22 protein-coding genes are annotated in these 22569 nt (G+C 56.0%); 13 read left to right on the forward strand and 9 right to left on the reverse strand.

Annotation, left to right across the window (positions count from 1 at the left end):
• Nucleotides 1-17: 17 nt before the first annotated feature.
• From uppS to GBK02_RS09690, 12 genes are read left to right on the forward strand one after another with little or no spacing between them, the layout of a single operon-like run.
• Nucleotides 18-779, forward strand: a complete 762-nt coding sequence (uppS, locus tag GBK02_RS09635; protein ID WP_203466466.1) for a polyprenyl diphosphate synthase — start codon at nt 18-20, stop codon at nt 777-779.
• Nucleotides 772-1611 (forward strand): phosphatidate cytidylyltransferase, encoded by an 840-nt coding sequence (locus tag GBK02_RS09640; protein ID WP_203466467.1) that lies wholly within the window; start codon nt 772-774, stop codon nt 1609-1611. The genes uppS and GBK02_RS09640 overlap by 8 nt, the downstream gene beginning before the upstream one ends.
• Nucleotides 1608-2798: a 1-deoxy-D-xylulose-5-phosphate reductoisomerase gene (gene ispC / locus GBK02_RS09645; protein ID WP_203466468.1), complete on the forward strand. Its 1191-nt coding sequence runs from the start codon at nt 1608-1610 to the stop codon at nt 2796-2798. Before GBK02_RS09640 ends, ispC begins: the two co-directional genes overlap by 4 nt.
• Nucleotides 2795-4162 (forward strand): RIP metalloprotease RseP, encoded by a 1368-nt coding sequence (rseP, locus tag GBK02_RS09650; RefSeq protein ID WP_203466469.1) that lies wholly within the window; start codon nt 2795-2797, stop codon nt 4160-4162. Before ispC ends, rseP begins: the two co-directional genes overlap by 4 nt.
• Nucleotides 4163-4165: 3 nt before the next feature.
• Complete coding sequence (bamA, locus tag GBK02_RS09655) at nt 4166-6448, forward strand: outer membrane protein assembly factor BamA (RefSeq protein ID WP_203469354.1); 2283 nt, start codon at nt 4166-4168, stop codon at nt 6446-6448.
• A 48-nt stretch (nt 6449-6496) separates the two neighbouring features.
• Nucleotides 6497-6967, forward strand: a complete 471-nt coding sequence (locus GBK02_RS09660; RefSeq protein ID WP_203469355.1) for an OmpH family outer membrane protein — start codon at nt 6497-6499, stop codon at nt 6965-6967.
• Nucleotides 6967-8010 carry a UDP-3-O-(3-hydroxymyristoyl)glucosamine N-acyltransferase gene (gene lpxD / locus GBK02_RS09665; protein WP_203466470.1) on the forward strand — a complete coding sequence of 348 codons (1044 nt, stop codon included), beginning with the start codon at nt 6967-6969 and terminating at the stop codon, nt 8008-8010. The genes GBK02_RS09660 and lpxD overlap by 1 nt, the downstream gene beginning before the upstream one ends.
• A gap of 4 nt (nt 8011-8014) precedes the next feature.
• Nucleotides 8015-8449, forward strand: a complete 435-nt coding sequence (gene fabZ / locus GBK02_RS09670; RefSeq protein WP_203466471.1) for a 3-hydroxyacyl-ACP dehydratase FabZ — start codon at nt 8015-8017, stop codon at nt 8447-8449.
• 1 nt (nt 8450) lies between these two features.
• Entirely contained in the window at nt 8451-9221 is a 771-nt protein-coding gene (lpxA, locus tag GBK02_RS09675; RefSeq protein WP_203466472.1) for an acyl-ACP--UDP-N-acetylglucosamine O-acyltransferase, read from the forward strand.
• Nucleotides 9221-10369 carry a lipid-A-disaccharide synthase gene (gene lpxB, locus GBK02_RS09680; RefSeq protein ID WP_203466473.1) on the forward strand — a complete coding sequence of 383 codons (1149 nt, stop codon included), beginning with the start codon at nt 9221-9223 and terminating at the stop codon, nt 10367-10369. Before lpxA ends, lpxB begins: the two co-directional genes overlap by 1 nt.
• Nucleotides 10357-10947: a ribonuclease HII gene (rnhB, locus tag GBK02_RS09685; protein WP_203466474.1), complete on the forward strand. Its 591-nt coding sequence runs from the start codon at nt 10357-10359 to the stop codon at nt 10945-10947. Before lpxB ends, rnhB begins: the two co-directional genes overlap by 13 nt.
• Entirely contained in the window at nt 10944-11714 is a 771-nt protein-coding gene (locus GBK02_RS09690; RefSeq protein WP_203466475.1) for an RNA methyltransferase, read from the forward strand. Before rnhB ends, GBK02_RS09690 begins: the two co-directional genes overlap by 4 nt.
• A 66-nt stretch (nt 11715-11780) precedes the next feature.
• Here GBK02_RS09690 and GBK02_RS09695 read toward each other — a convergent pair whose 3' ends face one another.
• From GBK02_RS09695 to GBK02_RS09725, 7 genes are all read right to left on the reverse strand, one after another.
• Complete coding sequence (locus GBK02_RS09695; protein ID WP_203466476.1) at nt 11781-12593, reverse strand: pyruvate, water dikinase regulatory protein; 813 nt, start codon at nt 12591-12593, stop codon at nt 11781-11783.
• 54 nt (nt 12594-12647) lie between these two features.
• Nucleotides 12648-14096, reverse strand: coding sequence for a M48 family metallopeptidase (locus GBK02_RS09700; protein ID WP_203466477.1), 1449 nt, complete (start codon nt 14094-14096; stop codon nt 12648-12650).
• Complete coding sequence (locus GBK02_RS09705) at nt 14093-14458, reverse strand: hypothetical protein (RefSeq protein WP_203466478.1); 366 nt, start codon at nt 14456-14458, stop codon at nt 14093-14095. Before GBK02_RS09705 ends, GBK02_RS09700 begins: the two co-directional genes overlap by 4 nt.
• Nucleotides 14437-15981, reverse strand: coding sequence for a CHASE2 domain-containing protein (locus GBK02_RS09710; RefSeq protein ID WP_203466479.1), 1545 nt, complete (start codon nt 15979-15981; stop codon nt 14437-14439). Before GBK02_RS09710 ends, GBK02_RS09705 begins: the two co-directional genes overlap by 22 nt.
• 107 nt (nt 15982-16088) lie before the next feature.
• Nucleotides 16089-18866, reverse strand: coding sequence for a phosphoenolpyruvate carboxylase (ppc, locus tag GBK02_RS09715; protein WP_203466480.1), 2778 nt, complete (start codon nt 18864-18866; stop codon nt 16089-16091).
• Nucleotides 18866-19312, reverse strand: coding sequence for a universal stress protein (locus GBK02_RS09720; protein WP_203466481.1), 447 nt, complete (start codon nt 19310-19312; stop codon nt 18866-18868). The genes ppc and GBK02_RS09720 overlap by 1 nt, the downstream gene beginning before the upstream one ends.
• 106 nt (nt 19313-19418) lie before the next feature.
• Nucleotides 19419-19724 carry a hypothetical protein gene (locus GBK02_RS09725; protein ID WP_203466482.1) on the reverse strand — a complete coding sequence of 102 codons (306 nt, stop codon included), beginning with the start codon at nt 19722-19724 and terminating at the stop codon, nt 19419-19421.
• Between the two features lie 122 nt (nt 19725-19846).
• Here GBK02_RS09725 and lexA point away from each other — a divergent pair, with 122 nt between their 5' ends.
• On the forward strand, nt 19847-20452 hold the full coding sequence (lexA, locus tag GBK02_RS09730; protein ID WP_203466483.1) for a transcriptional repressor LexA: 606 nt from the start codon (nt 19847-19849) through the stop codon (nt 20450-20452).
• 39 nt (nt 20453-20491) lie between these two features.
• On the opposite strand, the gene GBK02_RS09735 is transcribed toward lexA, so the two are convergent.
• Together GBK02_RS09735 and GBK02_RS09740 are read right to left on the reverse strand one after the other, a co-directional pair.
• Nucleotides 20492-20761 (reverse strand): phosphopantetheine-binding protein, encoded by a 270-nt coding sequence (locus GBK02_RS09735; RefSeq protein ID WP_203466484.1) that lies wholly within the window; start codon nt 20759-20761, stop codon nt 20492-20494.
• Nucleotides 20762-20764: 3 nt separating this feature from the next.
• Nucleotides 20765-22531, reverse strand: coding sequence for a serine hydrolase (locus GBK02_RS09740; protein ID WP_203466485.1), 1767 nt, complete (start codon nt 22529-22531; stop codon nt 20765-20767).
• Nucleotides 22532-22569: the final 38 nt, after the last annotated feature.

Consider the following 22569-nt stretch of genomic DNA (forward strand, 5'->3'; position numbering starts at 1 on the left):
CAGTCGGTTTCGACTTGATGGCACTATTCTCCAGTTCGACACGTCAGGTTCCCGAGGCGGCTGCCGTTCCACGGCACGTCGCCGTTATCATGGATGGCAACGGCCGTTGGGCCAAAAAACGCTTTTTGCCGCGTGTTGCCGGTCATGTCAAAGGCGTCGAACTGGTCCGGGAAATGGTCCGCACCTGTCTTGAGCGCGGCATCCAGCACCTGACCCTGTTTGCATTTTCCTCTGAAAACTGGCGTCGACCGCAGGATGAGGTTTCCCTGTTGATGCAGCTTTTCGTCAAGGCGCTCGAGCAGGAAGTCGAGAAGCTGGATCGAAATGGTGTCCGGCTGCGGATTATTGGCGATCTTTCGCCTTTTGATTCACGCCTCCGGCAGTTGATTCTCGATGCTCAGGACAAGACGGCAGTTAACACCCGTCTTGAACTGACGATTGCAGCCAATTATGGTGGCCGCTGGGACATCATGCAGGCCGTCAATCGCATGCTGGCAGCGCAGCCGGAAAAATGTGCCGGCTGGACAGAGGCTGATCTGGAACCCTGGCTGTCGATGAGCTACGCGCCGGAACCGGATCTTTTCATTCGCACTGGCGGCGAAGAGCGAATCAGTAATTTTCTCCTCTGGCAATTGGCGTACACCGAGCTTTATTTCACGCCGACACTCTGGCCGGATTTCAACACTGCTGAATTTGACAAGGCGATAGCTTCCTATCAGCAGCGCGAACGCCGTTTCGGTCGAACCAGCGAGCAGCTGGTGGAAAAAAACAATGCTTAAAACCCGTGTGATCACGGCGCTGGCTTTGATGGCGCTTCTTTTGCCGAGCATCTTCATGTTGCCGCAGGCGGATTGGGCGTTGCTGGTTGCTGCCTTTATCGGTGTCGCTGCTTGGGAGTGGGGCGCCTTGCTCGGTTGGCAGGAGTCTGCACGGCGCACATTGGGTGTCGCAACCGCCCTGATCTGCGCCGCGGTTTCGTTTGCTTTTCCAGGGGCCATGGGGGTGGGGGCTACGGTCGACGTCGCTCAACCCTGGGTTTTCCTGTTTTATGGCCTTGCCGCCATCTTCTGGTGTCTGGTCATGCCATTCTGGTTGCGCAACAAATGGGCGCTTCAGGGAGGCGTGGTCGGCTTGCTGGTTGGTGCTGTCGTGTTGTTGCCGACATGGCTGGCCATGGTCCAGTTACGCATTCTCGGCCCGGCGGTTTTGTTGGCGATCTTTGCCGTTGTCTGGATGGCTGATATCGCTGCTTATTTTTCAGGCAAGGCTTTCGGCAAGCACAAGCTGGCACCTACCATCAGTCCGGGAAAAACCTGGGAAGGGGCAGTGGGGGCTGCTGTTGGCGTCGTGATCTACGGTCTGGTCGTTCGTGCTGCTTTTTCGCTGGAATCGCCGGCTTTGCCTCTGTGGGTTCTGCTCCTCCTCGGCGTTACCGCGATCAGCATCATTGGCGACCTGTATGAATCGCTGCTCAAGCGCAAGGCTGGCATCAAGGACAGTAGCAATGTTTTGCCAGGCCATGGTGGCGTGCTTGACCGGATCGACAGCCTGACTTCAACGTTGCCGGTAGTTGCATTGCTCTGGTTGCTGATCAGTCACGGCGCATCATGAAAATGCAAAATATCACCGTGCTGGGCGCCACTGGATCGATTGGCGTCAGTACTCTCGACGTCATTCGACGCCATCCGGATCGATATCGGGCCTTTGCGCTGTGTGCGCATAGTCAGGTCGATAAGCTGTTCGAGCAATGTCTGGAGTTCAAGCCGCGTTTTGCCGTATTGCGCGATGCTGCCCTGGCGGGTGACTTGCGTCAGCGCTGCCAGGCTGCCGGGCTTGCCACTGAAGTGTTGTACGGTGTTGATGCGCTGATCGAGCTTTCTTCGCTGCCCGAAGTCGATGCTGTCATGGCGGCGATTGTCGGTGCTGCGGGCCTTGAGCCGACACTGGCCGCTGCGCGCGCCGGTAAAAAAATCATGCTGGCCAACAAGGAAGTGCTGGTCATGGCCGGCGAATTGTTCATGCACGCGGTGCGCGAACATGGCGCGACGCTTCTTCCGGTCGACAGCGAACACAATGCCATTTTCCAGGCATTGCCGGCTGATTTCTCGCGTGGACTGAGTGCTTGCGGCGTACGCCGGATTTTGCTGACCGCCTCGGGAGGCCCTTTCCGCAATACGCCGCTTGAGGCGTTGTCGAATGTCACGCCCGAACAGGCGTGTGCACACCCGAATTGGGTGATGGGGCGGAAGATTTCAGTCGACTCGGCAACGATGATGAACAAGGGATTGGAGGTCATCGAGGCGCATTGGCTGTTTGCTGCTTCGCCAGCATCCATTCAGGTTGTGGTGCATCCGCAGAGTGTGATTCATTCGGCGGTTGAGTATGCCGACGGTTCCGTGCTGGCTCAATTGGGTAATCCGGATATGCGGACTCCGATCGCTTATTCGCTGGCATACCCCGAGCGGATTGATGCTGGCGTCGAGCCGCTTGATTTATTCAGGATCGGCCGGCTAGATTTCTCAGAACCCGATTTTCAGCGTTTCCGTTGTTTGCAGCTGGCATACGATGTTCTCAATCAAGGTGGAACAGCATCCGCCATCCTGAATGCCGCCAACGAGATTGCGGTCGACGCTTTCCTGTCCCGGAAATTGCCTTTCCTGGGAATCGCCCGGCTCAATGAGGCTGTGCTGAATGCCTTGCCGGCCGGTCCGGAGGGAAGTCTGGCAGATGTGCTGGAGGCCGATGCCAATGCTCGTGCGCTGGCAACGAAAATGGTTCTGGAACAGCGCTTCGCGTGAGTAATTTCCTGTTTTATCTTGCTGCCTTTGTGCTCGTTCTGGCTGTTCTTATTGCCGTTCACGAGTTGGGCCATTACCTGGCGGCGCGGTTCTGTGGTGTCAAGGTTCTTCGTTTTTCCCTTGGTTTCGGCAAGGTTCTCTGGCAAAAGCGCTGCGGGGCTGATCGTACCGAATGGGCAGTCAGCATTTTCCCCTTGGGGGGATACGTCAAGATGCTTGACGAGCGAGAGGGCGATGTCCCCGCCGACGAGCTGCACCGTACGTTTAATCGCCAAACGGTCGGTCGGCGCAGTCTGATTGTTGTTGCCGGACCTCTGGCGAATTTTGTACTGGCCATCCTGCTTTACTGGGTGACATTCATGACCGGGAACCAGGAGTTGTTGCCGGTTCTCGGGATGCCAGCCGCCGGAACCCCGGCTGCCATGGCTGGCATCAACAATGGCGATCAGGTTCGCGCACTCGATGGTCAGCCAGTAGCAACCTGGAATGATTTGCGCTGGGCTTTGCTGCAAAAAACGGTGGAGCAGGAAAGCGTTGAACTTGAAGTCATCAATGAGCAGCAGGAAATCAGTGTGCGTCGTCTTGCCTTGTCGGCAGCTTCCGACAAGGGCTGGGAAGGGGACGCGCTTGAGCGCCTCGGGATTAATTTTTATCGTCCCAAGCTGCCGCCGGTGATTGGCAAGGTCCTCGGTGGCGGTATCGCTGAGCGGGCTGGTCTGCTGAGCGGAGACCGCATTCTCGCCGTCGATGGTCAGCCAATTTCAACCTGGTATGAACTGGTTGTGAAAATTCGTGACTCCGATGGCCGTCTACTGCATTTCGAGGTCCAGCGGCCGTCCGGTCAACTGATGCTTGATGTTCAGCCTGAGCTGGTTTCCGAGCACGGTCGTAGCGTGGGAAAAATTGGTATTGGTGTGGCTGAGACAGGGGAGGCGCATCGCGAGGTGCGTGCATTTGTCCGTTATGATTTCTTCAAAGCGGGAAGCAAGGCGCTGGTTGAAACTTGGGATAAGTCTGTATTCAGCCTGGTCATGATGGGCAAAATGTTGACGGGAGAGGTTTCGTGGAAGAACCTTTCCGGTCCGGTCACTATCGCAGACTACGCCGGTCAGTCAGCCAAGCTTGGATTCGACTATTACATCAAGTTCATGGCACTGGTCAGCATCAGTCTTGGTGTGCTGAATCTGCTGCCTGTCCCGGTGCTTGATGGTGGGCATTTGATGTATCATATGATTGAAGTCGTCAGGCGCAGGCCGTTATCCGAGCGTGCGATGGAGATAGGACAGCGAGTTGGAATGTCCCTTCTTTTTATCCTGATGGCTTTCGCATTTTTTAACGACCTGAACCGCCTGTTTTTCGGCTGAATGATGAAAAAATCCCTGTTGTCAGTCCTGATCGCCAGCGTTTTTGCCATGCCCGCGCTGGCATTCGAACCCTTTGCGGTCAAGGACATCCGTGTTGAAGGGATACAGCGTACCGAAGCTGGTACCGTGTTCAGCTATTTGCCGGTCAAGGTTGGCGATACGCTGGATGACGAAAAAGCTGCACAGTCGATCAAGGCCCTGTTTGCGACCGGGTTTTTCAAGGACGTTCGCATCGAGGTCGATGGGAACGTCATGGTTGTCGTCCTGCAGGAACGACCGGCAATTGCCCAACTCGATTTTGTCGGCCTGAAAGAATTCGACAAGGACGTCATCGTCAAGGCGCTCAAGGAGACCGGGATTGCCGAAGGGCGGATTTTCGACCGTGCTTTGCTTGAAAAGGCCGAGCAGGAACTGAAGCGGCAATACCTGACTCGCGGCAAGTACGGTGTGAATATCACGACCACCGTGACGCCGCTCGAGCGCAACCGGGTCGGTATCAACTTCAATATCGAAGAAGGTGCTGCCGCCAAGATCAAACAAATCAATTTTGTCGGTGCCAAGGCGTTCACCGAGACAGAGTTGCTCAAGCAATTTGAACTGACCACGCCGGGTTGGTTGACGTGGTACACGAAGAATGACCAGTATTCCCGCCAGAAGCTTTCTGCTGACCTGGAAAAGCTGAAGTCGTTCTACATGAATCAGGGGTATCTGGAATTTGCCGTTGAATCAACGCAGGTTTCCATTTCTCCGGACAAGCAGGATGTATACATCACTGCCAATCTGAATGAAGGCGATCGCTACCAGGTGTCGTCAGTCAAGTTGGCGGGTGATTTCACCCTGAGCGAAGCTGAACTGCGCAAGTTGGTGACAGTCAAGGCGGGCGATGTTTTTTCTCGCGAACGCCTGAATGATTCGACCAAGGCCATTGCCGATCGTCTGGGCAAGGAAGGTTATGCCTTCGCTAATGTCAATGCCTCCCCGGAAATCGACAAGGAAAAGCGCAAGGTTGCTTTCACCATTTTCGTTGATCCGGGCAAGCGGGTTTATGTGCGGCGGATCAATGTGACCGGCAATACCAAAACGCGAGATGAAGTTATCCGCCGTGAAATCCGCCAGATGGAAGGCGGTTGGTATGATGCAGACCGTGTTACGACCTCCAAGCAGCGTCTTGACAAGCTGGGCTTCTTCACCGAAGTGGCTGTTGAGACACCTGCTGTGCCGGGAACTGCCGACCAGCTTGATGTCAATCTCAACGTGGTTGAGAAGCCAACCGGAAACTTGATGCTTGGCCTTGGTACCTCGAGCACGGACAAGGTAATTCTTTCGGCATCCGTGGCGCAAAACAATTTTCTCGGTAGTGGCAATAATGTTGCCATCCAGGTCAATTCTGCCAAGTCGTACCGGACTTACGTATTCTCATACACCAATCCTTATTTCACGCTGGATGGCATCAGCCAGGGGTTCGATGTCTATCACCGTACGGTGAACACAACGTCAACGGCAATTGCTACCTATAGCTCGGCGTCGACTGGCGGTGGATTGCGTTTCGGTTTCCCGATCGGCGAAAAGGAATCGCTGAGTTTCGGCGTTGGTCTTGATACCACATCGATTACGACTTATAGCGATAGTCCTCAGTACTACAAGGATTTCGTCAAGGAATTCGGGGATACCAATCTCTCCATTCCTGTGACTGCGAACTGGGTGAGTGACGGTAAGGACAGCTATTTTTTCCCAACCAAGGGTACCTTCCAGAAGGCCGGTATCGAAGTTGCCGTGCCGGGTGGTGACCTGACTTACTACCGTGCCAGCTATCAGTTGCAGCAGTATGTTCCCTTGAACAAGGTCTTTACGATCATGCTCAATGGTGAAGTCGGTTATGCGGATGGATTCGGTGGAAACGGTTTGCCGTTCTACAAGAACTTTTACGGCGGTGGCGTTGCTTCTGTTCGCGGCTACAAGACATCGAGTCTTGGTCCCATCACGACCGATTCCAATGGTTCGCAATATCGCATCGGCGGTAATCGGCGCTTGGTTGGTAACGCTGAACTGCTCTGGAGCGTTCCGGGCATGGAGAAGAATTTCCGTATGGGCTGGTTCTTTGATGCAGGCCAGGTCTACGGCAAGGGTGAAACGATGGCAGTCAGCGATTTGCGTTACTCTACGGGTCTGTCCGCAGCTTGGGTTTCGCCGATTGGTCCGTTAAAGTTCAGTTATGGTATGCCCATCAACAAGCAGGATACGGACAAGACCGAGTCTTTCCAGTTCCAGCTGGGTACCACTTTTTGATTCAGGAGTCTCAAGTTGAAAGTTAAAAGCCTTGTTCTGGCATCGTTGATGTCTGCCTTGTTTGTCACGGGTGCGAGTGCAGCCGAGTTGAAGGTCGGTTACGTCAATACGCAGCGCATTTTCCGTGATGCACCCGCTGCCCAGAAGGCAGCCAAGAAGCTTGAAGGTGAGTTTGCCAAGCGGGATCAGGATTTGCAGCGTATGGCCAAGCAATTGCAAGGGCTGCAGGAAAATCTCGAGAAAAACTCTGTCACCATGGCTGAAAGCGACCGCCGCGCCAAGGAAAAAGAGTTTGGCGAGTTGTCGCGCGAATTCCAGCGCAAACAGCGTGAATTCCGTGAAGACCTGAATCTGCGTCAGAACGAAGAGAACGCTGCGGTGATCGAGAAGGCCAACAAGGCCATCAAGCAGATCGCTGAGTCCGACAAATACGACCTGATTCTTCAGGATGTAGTCTGGGTCAGCCCCAAGCTGGACATCACCGAGCGCGTGATCAAGGCACTTGCTGAAGGCAAGTAATGCCTGCAGCCCGGGGTGTTGCTCTTTCCCTGGCTGAAATCGCCGCCCTTTTGGGCGGCGATGTATTTGGTGATGCCAAAACGGTGATCCATCAGGTTGCTACACTGGCCTCTGCCGGTGAGGGCGAAATTGGCTTTCTGGCCAACCTGAAATACAAAAGCCAATTGCAGACGACGCGTGCTGCAGCCGTCATTGTCGCGCCCGAGTTCGCCGATTCTATCGATCGGCCACGTATCGTTACGGCAAATCCGTACGCTTACTATGCGCGCGTTGCCACCTTGCTTAATCCACGCTCCTCGTTGTCGCCAGGGATTCATCCGAGTGCATGCTCAGCATCTGCTGTGCCGGCTTCGGCGAGCATTGGGCCGCAGGTCAGCATCGGTTTCGGTGTGGTGCTTGGCGAGAACGTGACGATTCATGCCGGCTGTGTGATTGCCGATGATGTGAAAATCGGTGATGGTTGCGTGTTGTACCCCAATGTCAGCATTTATCAGGGATGTGAAATCGGATGTAATACGATTCTCCATTCCGGTGTCGTTATCGGGGCAGATGGATTTGGCTTTGCACCGGACAAAGGGGAATGGGTCAAGATTCCTCAAATCGGCCGGGTGATTATCGGGAATGATGTTGAAATCGGGGCCAGTACCACGGTCGACCGCGGTGCGCTTGACGATACGGTGATCGGTGATGGTTGCAAGATTGATAACCAGATTCAGATCGGCCATAACTGCATCATCGGCAAGCACTGCGTCATCGCTGCCTGTGCGGCAATCGCCGGCAGTGTGACCTTGCAGGACAAGGTAATCGTTGGCGGTGCGGCAATGATTGCAGGGCACGTGACGATTGCTTCCGGTGCGGTAATTTCCGGCGGCTCCCTGGTAATGAAGAACATCACCAGGCCTGGGCAATACACCAGCGTTTTTCCGCTGGAAGAGCATGGCAACTGGCTGCACAACGCAGCTCAGATCAGGCATCTCGCCAAGTTGGCCGAGCGTGTCTCCGAACTTGAGAAAAAACTTAAAAATATTAATGTAGAGGGTTGATTAAATGGATATTCATGAAATTCTAGAGCACCTGCCGCATCGTTATCCCTTCCTGCTCGTCGACCGTGTGGTCAACGTGGAAGCCGGCAAATCGATTCACGCCTACAAAAATATCACCATGAATGAGCCGTATTTTGTCGGCCATTTTCCGCATCACCCGGTCATGCCTGGCGTCCTGATCATGGAAGCGCTGGCTCAAGCGGCTGGCATTCTTTCTTTCAAGACGATGGAATCCAAGCCTGATCCCAATTCGGTTTTCTACTTTGTCGGGATTGACGAGTGCCGCTTCAAGAAGCCGGTCATGCCTGGCGACCAATTGCATCTGCATGTCGAAATTCTTCGCCAGATGCGCGGCATCTGGAAGTACAAGGCGGAAGCTCGTGTCGATGGCCAGGTTGTTGCCGAAGCAACCTTGATGTGTGCCAAGCGGGATGTCTGAGATGATCCATCCGACAGCCATCATCGATCCGGGTGCCAGAATCGGCGCCAATGTCGAGATCGGTCCTTTTTCCCTGATCGGCCCGAATGTCGAGATCGGTGACAACACCGTCATCGGTTCGCATGTCGTGATCAAGGGACATACCCGGATTGGCCGCGACAACCGGATTTTCCAGTTCTGTTCGCTTGGCGAAGTGCCGCAAGACAAAAAATACGCCGGTGAGCCGACGCGTCTGGAAATCGGCGACCGCAACACGATCCGCGAGTTTTGCACCTTCAACCTGGGTACTATCCAGGACGTAGGCGTGACCAAGATCGGTGACGATAACTGGATCATGGCCTATGTGCATATCGCGCACGATTGCCAGGTCGGCAACAAAACTACCTTCGCCAACAATGCGCAGCTGGCCGGACACGTGACTGTCGAAGACTGGGCAATTCTTGGTGGCTACACCGGGGTGCATCAGTTCTGTCGCGTCGGGGCGCATGTCATGACGGCTGTCGGTACGGTCATTCTTCAGGATGTCCCGCCCTATCTGATGGCGGCCGGGAATACTGCCCAGCCATACGGTATCAACGTTGAAGGGCTCAAGCGTCGTGGCTTCACGGCAGAATCCCTGCTTGCCTTGAAGCGGGCTTACCGGACGCTCTACAAGTCCGGTTTGTTGCTTGAAGAGGCGAAGGCCAAGTTGTTCGAGGATGCCAAGACTCAGCCCGATGTGCAGCGTTTTGTCGATTTCCTCGAGATGTCGAAGCGCGGCATCATTCGCTGATGGCTGGCGTAGTGAGAATTGCGATGGTGGCCGGAGAGCCCTCAGGGGATCTGCTGGCCAGCCATTTGATTGCTGCGCTCAAGGCCAAGCTGCCGAATGCTGTTTTCTTCGGTATCGGCGGGCCGAAAATGCAAGGGCAGGGCTTTGATGCCTGGTGGCCGATGGAATCGCTGTCGGTCATGGGGTATGTCGATGCCTTGAAAAACTATCGTGAAATTTCAGGTATCCGGCGCCAACTCAAAAAGCGTCTGCTGGACCAGCGGCCGGATATTTTTATTGGTGTCGATGCGCCTGATTTCAACTTGGGTCTGGAAACCAGTTTGAAGTCTGCAGGGGTTCCAACCGTGCATTATGTCAGCCCCTCGATCTGGGCCTGGCGCGGCGGTCGCATCAAAAAAATCGGTCGCGCGGTCAACCGTGTTCTGGCGCTGTTTCCCATGGAGCCGCCGCTTTACGAAAAGGCCCGGATTCCGGTGACTTATGTCGGCCATCCGCTGGCCGACATCATCCCGATGGAAACCAACAAACGGGCTGTGCGCGAAAAGCTGCAGATGCCGCAGGATGTGCCGGTCTTCGCCTTGCTGCCCGGCAGTCGTCGCGGCGAACTTGAGGCAATGGCCGAAACTTTCGTCGAAACGGCGCGCATTATTCGCGAGCGTTTTTTGCCCAATGCACAGTTTGTCGTGCCGTTGACCACGCGTGAAACACGATTGCAGTTTGAAATGGCGATTTACAAGCAGCAAGCGGGTGATGTGCCGTTCCGCCTGCTCTTTGGTCACGCTCAGGACGCACTGGGTGCGGCGGATGTCTCGCTGGTCGCCAGCGGCACGGCGACGCTGGAAGCAGCCCTGATCAAGCGGCCCATGGTGATTACCTACAAAATTGCCAAGCTTTCCTACTGGATCATGAAACGTATGGCCTACCAGCCCTTTGTCGGCCTGCCCAATGTACTGGCCGGTCGTGAAGTCGTGCCGGAAATCCTTCAGAACCAGGCAACACCGGAAAATCTGGCCGAGGCACTGATCAAGTTGTATGAAGACAAGGAGAATGCCGAAGCCGTCGCCGAGGCGTTTACCGACATTCACTACCAGTTGCGTCAGAACACGGCGGAAAAGGCGGCCAATGCCGTCATTGCATGCTTGAACTGATCATCCCGCCCGGCCTGGTTTGTGGCATTGACGAAGCCGGGCGCGGGCCGCTTGCCGGGACGGTGGTGGCTGCCGCCGTGATCCTTGATCCTGCCAAACCAATCCTCGGGCTGAACGACTCTAAAAAGCTCAGCGAGAAAAAGCGCGATGCTTTGGCCATCCTGATTCGCGAGCGTGCCGTCGCCTGGTGTGTGGCCTCGGCCTCGGTCGAGGAAATCGACCGCCTTAACATCCTGCATGCGACCATGCTGGCGATGCAGAGGGCTGTAGCTGGTTTGACAGTGCGGCCAAGCAGCGCGATGGTCGATGGCAACCGGTGTCCGTCCCTCGATATTCCGGCTGAAGCGGTCGTCAAAGGCGATGGCAAGATCGCCTCGATTGCCGCTGCCTCGATTCTCGCCAAAACCGTACGTGATGGTGAAATGCTGGCCTTGCACGCACAATATCCGCAATACGGTTTCGACCGGCACATGGGTTATCCGACCGCTGCGCATTTTGCCGCACTCGAAGCACATGGCGCATCGCCGGTACATCGCAAGAGTTTCGGGCCAGTCGCCAAACAGCTGTCGTTGCTATGAAACTGATTCAGTCACGCGATAACGTTTTCTTCAAGCAACTCAAGAAACTCGCCGAGTCCGGTCGGGAAAGACGCAAGACTGGCCTGACGTTGCTTGATGGCGTACATCTGGTTGAGGCTTTTGAGGCTGCACGTGGCCCGGTGGAAACGCTGGTGGTCGCCGAATCAGCGCTGGAAACTGACGAAATTTCCCGGTTGACCGCAGGGCGCGACATCGTTGTTCTGGCGGATAGCCTGATGCGCGAAATTGGCTTGGTTGATACACCGAGTGGCTTGTTGGCCGTTGTTGCCCAGCCGAAATCGCTTGCCGCGGTCGACCTCGAAAATGATGCTGTTTTGCTCGATGGTGTGCAGGATCCGGGCAATGTCGGCACGCTGTTGCGCACGGCTGCTGCCGCTGGGGTCCGGCAAGTGCTGCTGTCGAGTGCCTGTGCCGCAGCCTGGTCGCCGAAAGTCCTGCGTGCCGGGCAGGGGGCTCATTTTGTGCTCGATATCGTCGAGGATGCCGATCTTGTCGCGGCTGTCCGCGATTATCGCGGTACGGTTGCCGTGACTTGCCTGGATGGTGCCGTTTCTCTTTATGAAGCTCGTTGGCAAGCGCCTCTGGCCTGGATCTTCGGTGCCGAAGGCCTGGGCGTCAGTCCTGAGCTGATCGCTGCTGCCGACCTGCGCATCAAGATTCCCATGCCGGGTGCCGTCGAGTCGCTCAATGTCGGTGCTGCTGCGGCGATTTGTCTTTTCGAGGCTCTGCGCCGCCGGCTTGATTGACTTGCCCGAATGAACAACGCCGGCGCTGAAGGCCGGCGTTATGGCTGATAGATCAACGACCAACAATCAGCGCAGATTGAGTTCCTGCAAAATCGTGGTCGAAATCTCTTCGATCGATTTGGTTGAGGAGTCGAGCCAGCGAATACCTTCACGGCGCATCATCTTTTCAGCCTCGGCAATTTCGAACCGACAGTTGGCGAGTGATGCGTACTTGCTGCCGGCACGGCGTTCTTCGCGGATCTGGGCGAGGCGTTCCGGCTGAATGGTCAGGCCGAACAGTTTTGTGCGATGCTTTTCGAGCGTTCCAGGCAGTCGACCGCGGTCGAAGTCTTCCGGGATGAGCGGGAAATTAGCTGCTTTCAAACCGAACTGCATGGCCAGGTAGAGCGAGGTCGGCGTTTTGCCACAGCGCGACACGGCGACCAGAATGACATCCGCTTCCTCAAGATCGCGGTCGGTAATGCCGTCATCGTGCGCCAGGGTGTAATTGATCGACTCGATCCGCTTTTTGTACTCGGAGCTTTCGGCCGAGCCATGCGAACGGCCAACCGTATGGCTCGATTTCAGCCCGAGTTCGGCTTCCAGCGGGGCCAGGAAACTTTCAAAGTACGACAGGCAGAAAGCATCGGCCTGATGGACGATGTTGGCCAGTTCCGGATTGACCAGTGTCGTGAATACGATGGAGCGCATGCCATCGGCTTCGCTCTGGGCATTGATCCGGGCCAGCGCATCCTGGGCCTTTTCGATGCTGTCGAGAAAGGGAATCCGGATTTGCCGGAATTCGACTTCCTCGAACTGGGTCAGCAGACTGTGACCAAGGGCCTCGGCGGTCAGGCCGGTGCCGTCGGACACGAAAAATACGGTGCGTTTGAGCATCATTGGAAACTGTCGTAAAACCAGGGAAATGGAATGATAGCGCTAATCTTGGGCGGTCTAGGATTTGGCTGCTTCACGACACTTGTGCTTTTGCTCCGGCGTGTCAAGAATGCACTTTGCCGTTTCGAGTTTTACTTCATCCTTACGGCCAAGCTTGCTTAACAACCTTATTTTGTGGGGCGTCCATTCAGGATCGTCACCGAAAACCTTCTGCGCCTTGATGACATAATTCAGTGCGATTTGATGGTGTCCGGCCTGCTCCTCGAAAGCAATTATTTCCTCATAGACTGCTTTGATCGGTTCGGAATTGTTCAGAACGTTTTTCAGGGCATCCTGATGGCGTCCTCTTTTACCTGTGGCATCGGCAGTTTTCCAAAGTATCCAGTTGGGTATCGCGTCTTTGGCAGTTGGTGCTTTGACTCCCAGCAAGGCCTCGCTGTAAGCCTGCTGAGCGTTGCCTTCATCGAGACGGTTTCGTGCTTTCAGTGTGTGCCGGTAATTGTTCAGCAGTGGGCCGACCGAGTGCATGGCCTTCAGTTTTTTCATCGCACTGGATGAATAGTCAGGGATGGGGGCTTCGGCGTAATGCTTGTCCCGATAGTCAGTGATGGCCTCCCGCCGCTTCTCGGTTTCTGGGTGAGTGTTACTTAAATCCTCAACCAGTGTGCTTATGGCTTTTTTTACGGCAAGTTCAGGATTTTGGAGAGCCAATTGCTTCAATTGGCTTTCAATATCAGCCCTGGATTTTTGTTGCTTGTCCTCGCTGGTTTTCATGGTTTGCAACATGTCATCCATGCCATCCGGTGTATAACCGGCACGAATCATCAAATCGACTGCGAGAAGATCGGCCTCGGTTTCCTGGCGTCGGTTCCAGGAGGGCATGATCAGGTTGTCGACCAAAGCAACCGAAACTTGGGCGGCCAACAGGGCTTTATTGTCTTTTTTGCCAAGCTGAGTCGTTTTGCGGACATCCATTTTCAGGCCAAGCAGCATCTCGTGGCCGCTCTGCAGTTTCTTCTGGATGCTGCCAACGATATCCGTGCTTTGGTGTTTTAGCAGGACATGGCTGAGTTCGTGAGCGATGACGGCTGCCAGGGCATCCTCGGTTTCCGTATCCAGCAGCCAGGTAATAGGAATGAAAATATTGCCATCGGCTGATGCTTTGGCTCCATGTGTCAGGTCGGCTGTCAGTTTTACCTTGCCGGGGACATCGGTGACGCCTGAGACAGCCACAAACCGATTTCGAATGCCGTTCAGGTAGGTTTCGATATCATTGTTATTGATGTAACCCATGGTGTGGCGGCTGCCGTTCTGACCACGGGCCAGGTCACGGTCTCCGCCGATGGCCATGATCGAAGCTTCATGTTTGCCAGGGGTCAGCTGGGTGAATATGGGGGCCTTGCTACCGGGGGGATCGAGCAGCGGAATTTCGATTTTTCCTCCGCCTTTTCCTGCACAGCCGAGCAGTGATACTGCGGCGAGTAGTGGCAGCAAGCGGCGAATCATTTGCATTCCTCACCCAAGCCCCGGGTGGCACCCATCTTGCGCTCACTGCCGGCCAATTTGACGCCGCACTCTGCACTTGAAGAAATCCGGCGGTCAGTATCGATGGCGAAATTTTTGACCCAGAAAGTCGTGCCATTGCCTGCGATCTGGACGTAGCCGCGTTGTGGTTCGCTACGGACTGTCCAGGTACCCGGTGTGTACTGTTCGCGGAGCGCTTCGCCAATCTGCGTGCCTTCCGGCGCATCAAAAATAATGACTTTGGCACTACGCAACTTGGTGACTTTGACAGGCTCACTAGCGTGGGCTGGCGCCGCAATGGCAGTGATCAGGGCGAGGGCGATCAAGTAGGCAATTTTTTGCATGGCTGAGCTTTCGACTGATGGTCTTCGGGTGAATGGAAAATCGAAAAAAAATGGCTGACAACGTAATCCCACCGTACCCATTTTCTGGGTAGTGCGGACTCCTTCCCGTCTGTGCGATTGTCGTAGCGCAGGCGAAGACTGAAGTAAGTTTCGGCCCGCTTTACGGCAAACTCCTGAGCGTGGCCGACAATTTCAAAAAAAGCGAGAAAGGCCAGAATGTTGCGTGGCCCCAGATTGAGTGCCACGTAGCAAAGAATGGTTGTGGCTAGTGTCAAAAAAGCCAGGATGGCGAAGGCGCAGTCACGTTGCAGGCCAATCCGGAAGGCAAGGTAGAGGGCGGCGGCCGTCAGGGCCGCAATATCCAGTCCCCCCCAGTGGATCGCACTGAACATGGTGATGAGTCCAATGGCTAATCCGACCAGGTTTTTGCGGGCCGATTTCAGGAATTTGATCAATGTGTCCGATTCGGAAACCTTCTCTGCAGGAAAGAAAACCAGCAGCCAGGCGGCGGTGAACAGCAGGATGCCATCGACCAGGCCGACCCATAGTCCGTGGCGTTCGGCGCGCTTGTAATCGTTGCCCAGCGTGAGAAGGTTGTCGTAGGCCATGGCATGCAGGTAAACGCCCGGCATTTCGCCATAGACCGGCGATTCGACGCGATCCCCGGTAAACCGGAAGCCGGCACCGTAGAAAATTGTTTTACCTTCAAGCGCGGCCTCGATGTCTTTGTCGCCGGCAGAGTTGAGCAAGTGGTTGACGCTCAGCGTGCGATGGTAGGGACAGAGCAGTTTGTTCGTGCTCGGGTTGTCGGAAAGCAGGCCTTTGATTAATTCCCAGTCGGCTTTTTCACGACAGTCCATCCACTTCAGATTCAATGGTGCGACGCCTTTACCCCAGACGATTTCCAGTTTTTCAGAATCCTTGCTGGCAGGGCCGATACGATCTTCGGCCAGGGCAAATGCTGCGGAGGGAACGAATTTTCCAGATTTTTTGTCCGGTTCACGACCATTGAAATAAGTCAGGACCCCACTTTCTCCTGTTTTGCTATCCATTTCCGGGGTGACCGGAATGACGCAATCGAGTAGTTCGCTGGCAATGTTGAGCGAACCATCGGCAAGGACTGGTGCGGCCAGGTAGATATTGGGTTTGCGTTCGGAGTTGTGCAGGTTGCACAGTGCTGCAGAAAGCTCACGAATACTCTTGTCGTCGCGGTTGTCAACGAATGCGAAGTCGATGAAAACTGCTTTTGGACCATAGCTGGCCAGGGATTCGATAATTTCAGCGTGAAGCTTGTAAGGGACAGGGTAGTGCGTACCTAATTCGGCTAGATTCTCTTCGCGAAAGAGTAGAACGCTGATCTCTTTTTGTCCGTCATCGGGGTAGATGTATTTGGCCGCAGCATTGATCAGTGCCTGCGACCATGGGTTGAGATGGCTGGACAGCCCGTGGAAGACAAAAAAGCCGTAGCCAATCGTGGCTAGCAGCAGTACCCGTACCCAACGGGTGGTCTTGTGATTGACCATGACCGCCGACGCTCCCTGAATATTGTTTTTTGTTAGCGCGTGAGCATAAACCAAACAAATATTCAGGGAAATGCGGAATTATCAAATATCCGTAACAAAATGACGGTTTAACCGCTGTTACGCAAGCCAGAAGCAATACCGTTGATCGACAGATGGATGCCCCGAGCCAGTCGTTCGTCGGTGTCACCGGCGCGGTGGCGCTTGAGCAGTTCGACTTGCAGGTGGTTGAGCGGGTCCATGTAGGGCGAGCGCAGTTGCAGCGAACGCTTGAGCATTGGATTCTCTGCCAGAAGATCGTCCTGTTCCAGGATGGCCAGCAGGTGCTTGCGGGTCAGCGCCCATTCGGTTTCGATCCGGCTGAAGATGCGCTGGCGCAAGCCGGCATCGGTGACCAGCTCGGCGTAGCGCGAAGCAATGGCAAGATCGGTTTTGGCCAGCACCATGTCCATGTTCGAGAGCAGGCTCTTGAAGAACGGCCAGGATTTGACCATTCGGCGCAGCGTTGCCAGGCCATCGGAATTGCCCTGCAAATAGCCGTCGACCGCGGAACCGAAACCGTACCAGCCGGGCAGCATCAGGCGGCACTGTGCCCAGCTGAACACCCAGGGGATGGCCCGCAGGTCTTCGATGCGTTCGGAAGCCTTACGCGAGGCCGGGCGGCTGCCGATGTTCAGCGAGGCGATTTCAGAAACAACGGTCGACTGGCGGAAATAGGTCGTAAAGCCTGGCGTCTCATAGACCAGGCCGCGATAGGCGTTGAAGGCGCGGGCCGACAGTTCATCCATGACAACGTGGAATTGCTGGGCTGGCTCGACCTGGTTTTCATGGTCGGTCAGGCTGGCTTCCAACGTGGCGGCGAGCAGGACTTCCAGATTACGGCGGCCGGTATCCGGGTTGCCGTACTTGGTCGAAATGACTTCACCCTGTTCGGTCAGGCGGATCTGGCCGGAAACAGCGCCGGCCGGTTGAGCCAGGATGGCGTGATAGGTCGGGCCGCCGCCGCGACCGACCGAGCCACCGCGGCCATGGAACAGACGCAGGCGGACCTGGTGTCGGGCAAAAACCTGGGCCAGTTCGATTTCGGCTTTGTAGAGTTCCCAACCCGAGGTCAGGAAGCCGCCATCCTTGTTGGAGTCGGAGTAACCAAGCATGACCTCATGCTCGTCGCCCCGACCGGCGATCAAGGCACGGTAGGCTGGAATGTCGAAAACGCCGGCCATCGTCGCCGCGCTCTTCTGCAAGTCTTCGATGGTTTCGAACAGCGGGATGATATTCACGTCGAGGCGCGGCGTCGCGCCGGGCAGCAGCAGGCCGGATTCCTTGAGCAGCAGTGCCAGTTCAAGCAGGTCGGAAACGCCGTCGGTTTTCGAGATGATGCAGTTCGGCAACGCGGCCGCACCGTAACGCTGGCGCAGTTCGTGTGCAGCAAAGAAGATGGCCAGTTCGCCCTGCGTTTCTTCCGAATAATTCAGGTAGGGCGAATACAGCGGACGCGGCGTGGCGATTTCTTCAACCAGCAGCTTGATGCGGTCGACCTCGGCCAGTGCCTCATAATCGGCGCAGCGACCGGCACCGGCGAGCAGTTCGGCGACGCTGCGGGCGTGTACTTCGGAGTTCTGGCGCAGATCGATCGGCGCCAGGTGGAAACCGAAGACCTGGACGGCACGCAGCAAGCGGCGCAGGCGACCACCAGCCAGTTGGGCGCTGCCATTCAGCTTGAGCGAATTGGCCAGTACCTTGAGATCGGCGCGCAGGGCTTCCGGGGTTTCGTAGGCGGTGGCGTGGCCGATTTCATGACGCACCGGTTCGACCTGGTCGAGACTGCGGGCCGTTGCAGCGAGGCGGGCGTAAATGCCGGAAAGGGCGCGGCGATAGGGTTCGTCGGCACGCTGCGGCGAATGGTCGGTCGAGTGCTCGGCCAGTGCCACGAGTTCCGGTGTGACCTTGATCAGCAGGTCGGAAAGCGGCAATTCGCCACCCAGCTCATGAACTTCTTCGAGATAGTGATTGAGTGCCGCAGCCGATTGCAGGCGCAGGGCTTCACGCAGAATCTCGGCGGTCACGAAAGGGTTGCCGTCGCGGTCGCCGCCGATCCAGCTGCCGACGCGGAAGAAGGGCGGCAGGGCCCATATTTTTTCCGGGTAACGTTTCTGTAATTGCTGCGTTGCCTGGATGTACAGGCGCGGCAGTTCAGTAAAGAACGTTTCCTTGAAATAGGTGACGCCGTTGCGCACTTCGTCGAGCACCTTGAGGCGGACCGGGCGCAGCATGCGCGACTGCCACAGCGTGAGTACGGCATTGGCCAGCCCGAGATCATTCTCGGCTTCCTCTTCCGGCGTCATCTGCAGACGCTCGCGCTGGTCGAGCAAGCGGGCGATATCGCGGTGATTGCGGATCAGGCTCTGGCGCTGGACTTCGGTCGGGTGCGCGGTGAGCACCGGCGCAACCAAGGCATGGGCGAAGAAATCGGCAATGGCTTCGGGTGAGATTTTCGCGGTCGACAGCGCGTCAAGGGCAAAAATCAGGCTGCCTTCTCGCGGCGGTGAACCGGCCAGATCATGGGCCCGGCGACGACGGATGTGGTGCTCGTCTTCGGCAATATTGGCCAGTTGCAAAAAGTAGCTGAAAGCGCGGACGACGGACTGGGTCGTATCGCGCGGCAGCGGGTCAAGCAGGGCAGCCAGTTCGTCACGCGCAGCGGGGTCACCGTTGCGGGCGAAGCGAACGGCCGTCTGGCGGACGCGCTCCACAATATCAAAGACGGAATCGCCTTCCTGGGTGCGGACGGTGTCGCCGAGCACCCGGCCGAGCAGCCGGATGTCGGTGCGCAGCGGTTCGTCCTTGGAAAAGTTGTCTTGATCGTTGTGGCGTGCGTCCTGGGGCATTAGTGTTTCCTGACGAGAAGTACGGAGGCGTCGGCGATTTTAGCCAGTTGTTCGGCAACCGAGCCGAGAATAAGGGTGGCCAGGCCGCGTTGACCGTGGCGACCGATGACGATCAGGTCGATATTGAGTTCCTTGGCTTTTTCAGCAATGGTTTCGGAAACGCGGCGGTTGCGTGTTTCGAGAATCAGCGCCTCGGCATTGACGCCTTCGGCCTGGGCCATGGCTTTGTCGAGCAGGGTACGTCCGGCCTGGATAATGTTGGCAACGGCGCCTTCAAGGTTGACGACATTGGTCAGCGCGTGGCCGTGCATATTGAGCATCGTTTCATCGGCAACGTGGCTGATGTAGAGCTTGGCATTGCTGGTGCGAGCAATGTGCAGGGCTTCCGCCAGGGCACTGCGCGAGGTTTCACTGTCGTCAATGGCGACCAGAATGGTTTTGTACATGGCAGTTCTCCAGTTAAGTTTTTGCTTGGCGCATACCTTAGCAAAAGAAAAGCCGGCCGCCAGTTAGGGAAATCCTCAACATGCGGCCTGGATCGGTTCGCAGGAGCTATTTGAGTGCGGCAATGAAACGCTGGCGAGCGCTTTCCAGTTCCGGGAGCGCTGCACTATCAACCAAAGGGCTGCAGCGTTGGTAGAAATGATCGAAAGCTGCCAGAACGGTTTTTTTGTCGAGTTTTCCACGGGCCGCGGCCGCGCTTGCCGGGGTGCCGGTGTCGAGTGGTTTGAGCACGGCATAGCGCGGAATGATCCGTTGGCCGCCATTCTCGGATGCCGCGGTCAACGGGCCGGTTTTGACGAAAATCTGGCCGTCGTATTCGAACCGGGAGCCTGTCGCGATATCGTGCAGTTTCATGTTTGTAAGTTCAGGAGCGCTGGGCTGGAAATGGTAGCAGTTTGCCCGGAAGTGGATTCTTTGCTTGCCAAAAAAACGATACTGTACAAAAATACAGCCAATGGATTTTACGGGATCAGGCCATGAAACTTACGCCGCGGCAGCAGGAAATTCTCGATTTCATCAAAAATACGCTTGAGGTTCTTGGCGCACCGCCAACCCGCATGGAAATTTCCACCGCCTTTGGCTTTGCTTCACCGAATGCGGCTGAAGATCACCTCAAGGCGCTGGCCAAAAAAGGGGCCATTACACTGGAGCCAGGCTCGGCTCGCGGTATTCGCCTGATCGAACAACTGGGTTTGCCGCTGATTGGCAGCGTTGCGGCGGGCTCTCCGATCCTTGCCGTGGAGAACGTTCAGGGGCGCTATGCACTTGATGCCCAGCTCTTCAGTCCGCGGGCTGATTTTCTGCTCAAGGTGCGTGGCTTGTCGATGATCGACGCCGGAATTTTCGACGGCGACCTGATCGCCGTGCACAAGACGAATCAGGCACGCGATGGCCAGATTGTTGTTGCCCGTCTTGATGAAGAGGTCACCGTCAAGCGATTGCAGCGCAAGAACGGCGTGATTGAACTGATCGCAGAAAACCCCGATTACCAGCCAATCATCGTGAATCCCGAAGAAATCGATTTTGCCATCGAAGGCATTGCAGTCGGCTTGATTCGCGGAGCCATCAGCACCCTGTCCTGAACAGGTGGCAGCCGGCCCCGCGTCGTGTTTTGACTGGGGTCAGGCTGCGGTCGAGCCACGCAATTGAATCAGCTCAACCAGCGTATTGACCGAGCGCAGGTAGTGTCGGGTTTTTTCATCCCCGGCTTCAATCACAATGCCGTATTTTTTCTTCAGGCCAAGGACGAGTTCAAGTGCATCGATCGAGTCGAGGCCCAGGCCGTCATCGCCAAAAAGCGACGTGTCATCTCCAATGTCGTCGACTGCGATGTCTTCGAGATTCATGGCTTCAATGATGAATTGCTTGAGTTCAAGGTGCAGGTTGGTCATGGTTCAGTTCAGTTTTTTGCGAAGTTGATGGCCTGAAAATCCCAGGCGCGCTTCGTCATCTTGATAAATCAGGCGCAGCGTATCGCCGCGCCCACTCCCCAGGCCGGCAGTGACGGCCTCGTTTTCGGATACCGGCTGGAAACCGATCCGCAGCAGCAAGTCCGGTTTTTCAGCGAAACGTACTTCGCCGACCAGCAAGCCGTTTTCTTCTTTCAGTTCAATGCGTTCGGGGGTTGGGCCGTCGATTTTCTCGACGATTTCATATTTCCCGATGCGCTGCAGGAATTGTTCGGGAATGATGCCTGGCTTGAGTTTTTCACCGAACATCATTGATTCGCCGCCGAGGCGCCCGACAACGATCTGGCGGCCATCGATGGTGGTCATCGAAACACGGATATCTTCAAAAGCACCGACGCTGACGGGCATGATGCCGAAGAGCTTGTATTTCAGGCTGAACAGTCCATCTTCATGGGCGATCAGGCGAAAGCGATGGCCAACCACGTCGACGTCGATGCTGCCGGAGTCTGTCGAAATCTTGCTCAGGCCGACCAGGGTGTCGAAGTAACCGTTGAATTGACGCAATTCTTCCGGGGTCGGTTCGCGTTCTTTGGTTTTTGCCGTTTTGGCCGGCGCCTGATGAATGCCGGTTTTGGCTTCGAGCATCAGGCGGAGAGCTTCGGCCGAGATTTTCGAGACGGCAAGGTGGGCGCTGGCGGAGTTCGAGAGGACGACAACGCCTAGTTTGTGTTCAGGCAGGATCGCCATCATGCTGTGCGAATCGGGCAGCGAGCCACCGTGACTGGCCACCGGGCCTCCACCGGGGACTTCGATGCCGTGCATCATCCAGCCGAGTCCGACGTAGGAATTGAAGGCGAGGGGAAAGCTGGCGTTCTGGATACGCACCATTTCATGGGCTGATCTGGGTGACAAGATGTTTTTGCCGCCGTAGTGCCCATCGGCAAATTGCATTTTGAGGAAGTGACCGAGGTCGACCACGCTGCTCAATAAATTAGCCGCTGGCATGTCGCGTAAAGAGAAAACTTCGATTTCCTTGTTGTTTTCGTATGCTTTTGCCACTGCGCGCGATGCAAAACGACTCTGATTCATCTCCATCGGTTTGAAGAAGTGTTCAGTCATGTAGGTTTCGAAGGGTTCGCCGCTGACTTTCTGGACGGTTGCTCCGAGTAGTGCCATGCCGACGTTGGAGTAAGAAAATACGTAGTTGGGCGGAAAAGTCAGGTGCTCTTCGCGCAGCCCGTCAACGACAGTTTCGAAATGGCCGGGATCGCGCACGAACATGCCGCGCAGGAAGTTCGATGGCAGGCCGGAGTGATGCGTCATGATGTTGCGGGGCGTGACCGGGCCGGCTTTGGGAAAGCGGGTCTTGATGGCGAAATCAGGCAAGGCGGCCACCAGCGGTTGGTCGATGTCGAGCTTGCCTTGCTCGGCCAGTTGCATGGTTGCTGCCGCGGTAAAAACCTTGGCGATCGAGCCGGCGCGATAAACGGTTTCCGGCGTGGCCGGAATCTTGTTTTCCAGGTCGGCGTACCCGTAGCCTTTTTGCCAGATCACTTTTTGATCGTCGACCAGTGCAATGCTCAGGCCGGTGATGTCGTTGTCCGACATTTCACGGTCGACCAGCCAATCCAGGTATTTTTCGACATATCGGTAATCTCCACGGACACTGCCTCCGGAAACCGGCGGCGGTGTGGCGCAGGCGCCCAGGAGGAGCAGGGCGCAGGCAGCGGAAATGATTCGATGGCAGAACATGGGGGCTTTCGGCAAGATGGGCAAGCACAGCAAGGCGC

The organism is Dechloromonas sp. TW-R-39-2, assembly GCF_016864195.1.
Taxonomy (GTDB): Bacteria; Pseudomonadota; Gammaproteobacteria; order Burkholderiales; family Rhodocyclaceae; genus Azonexus.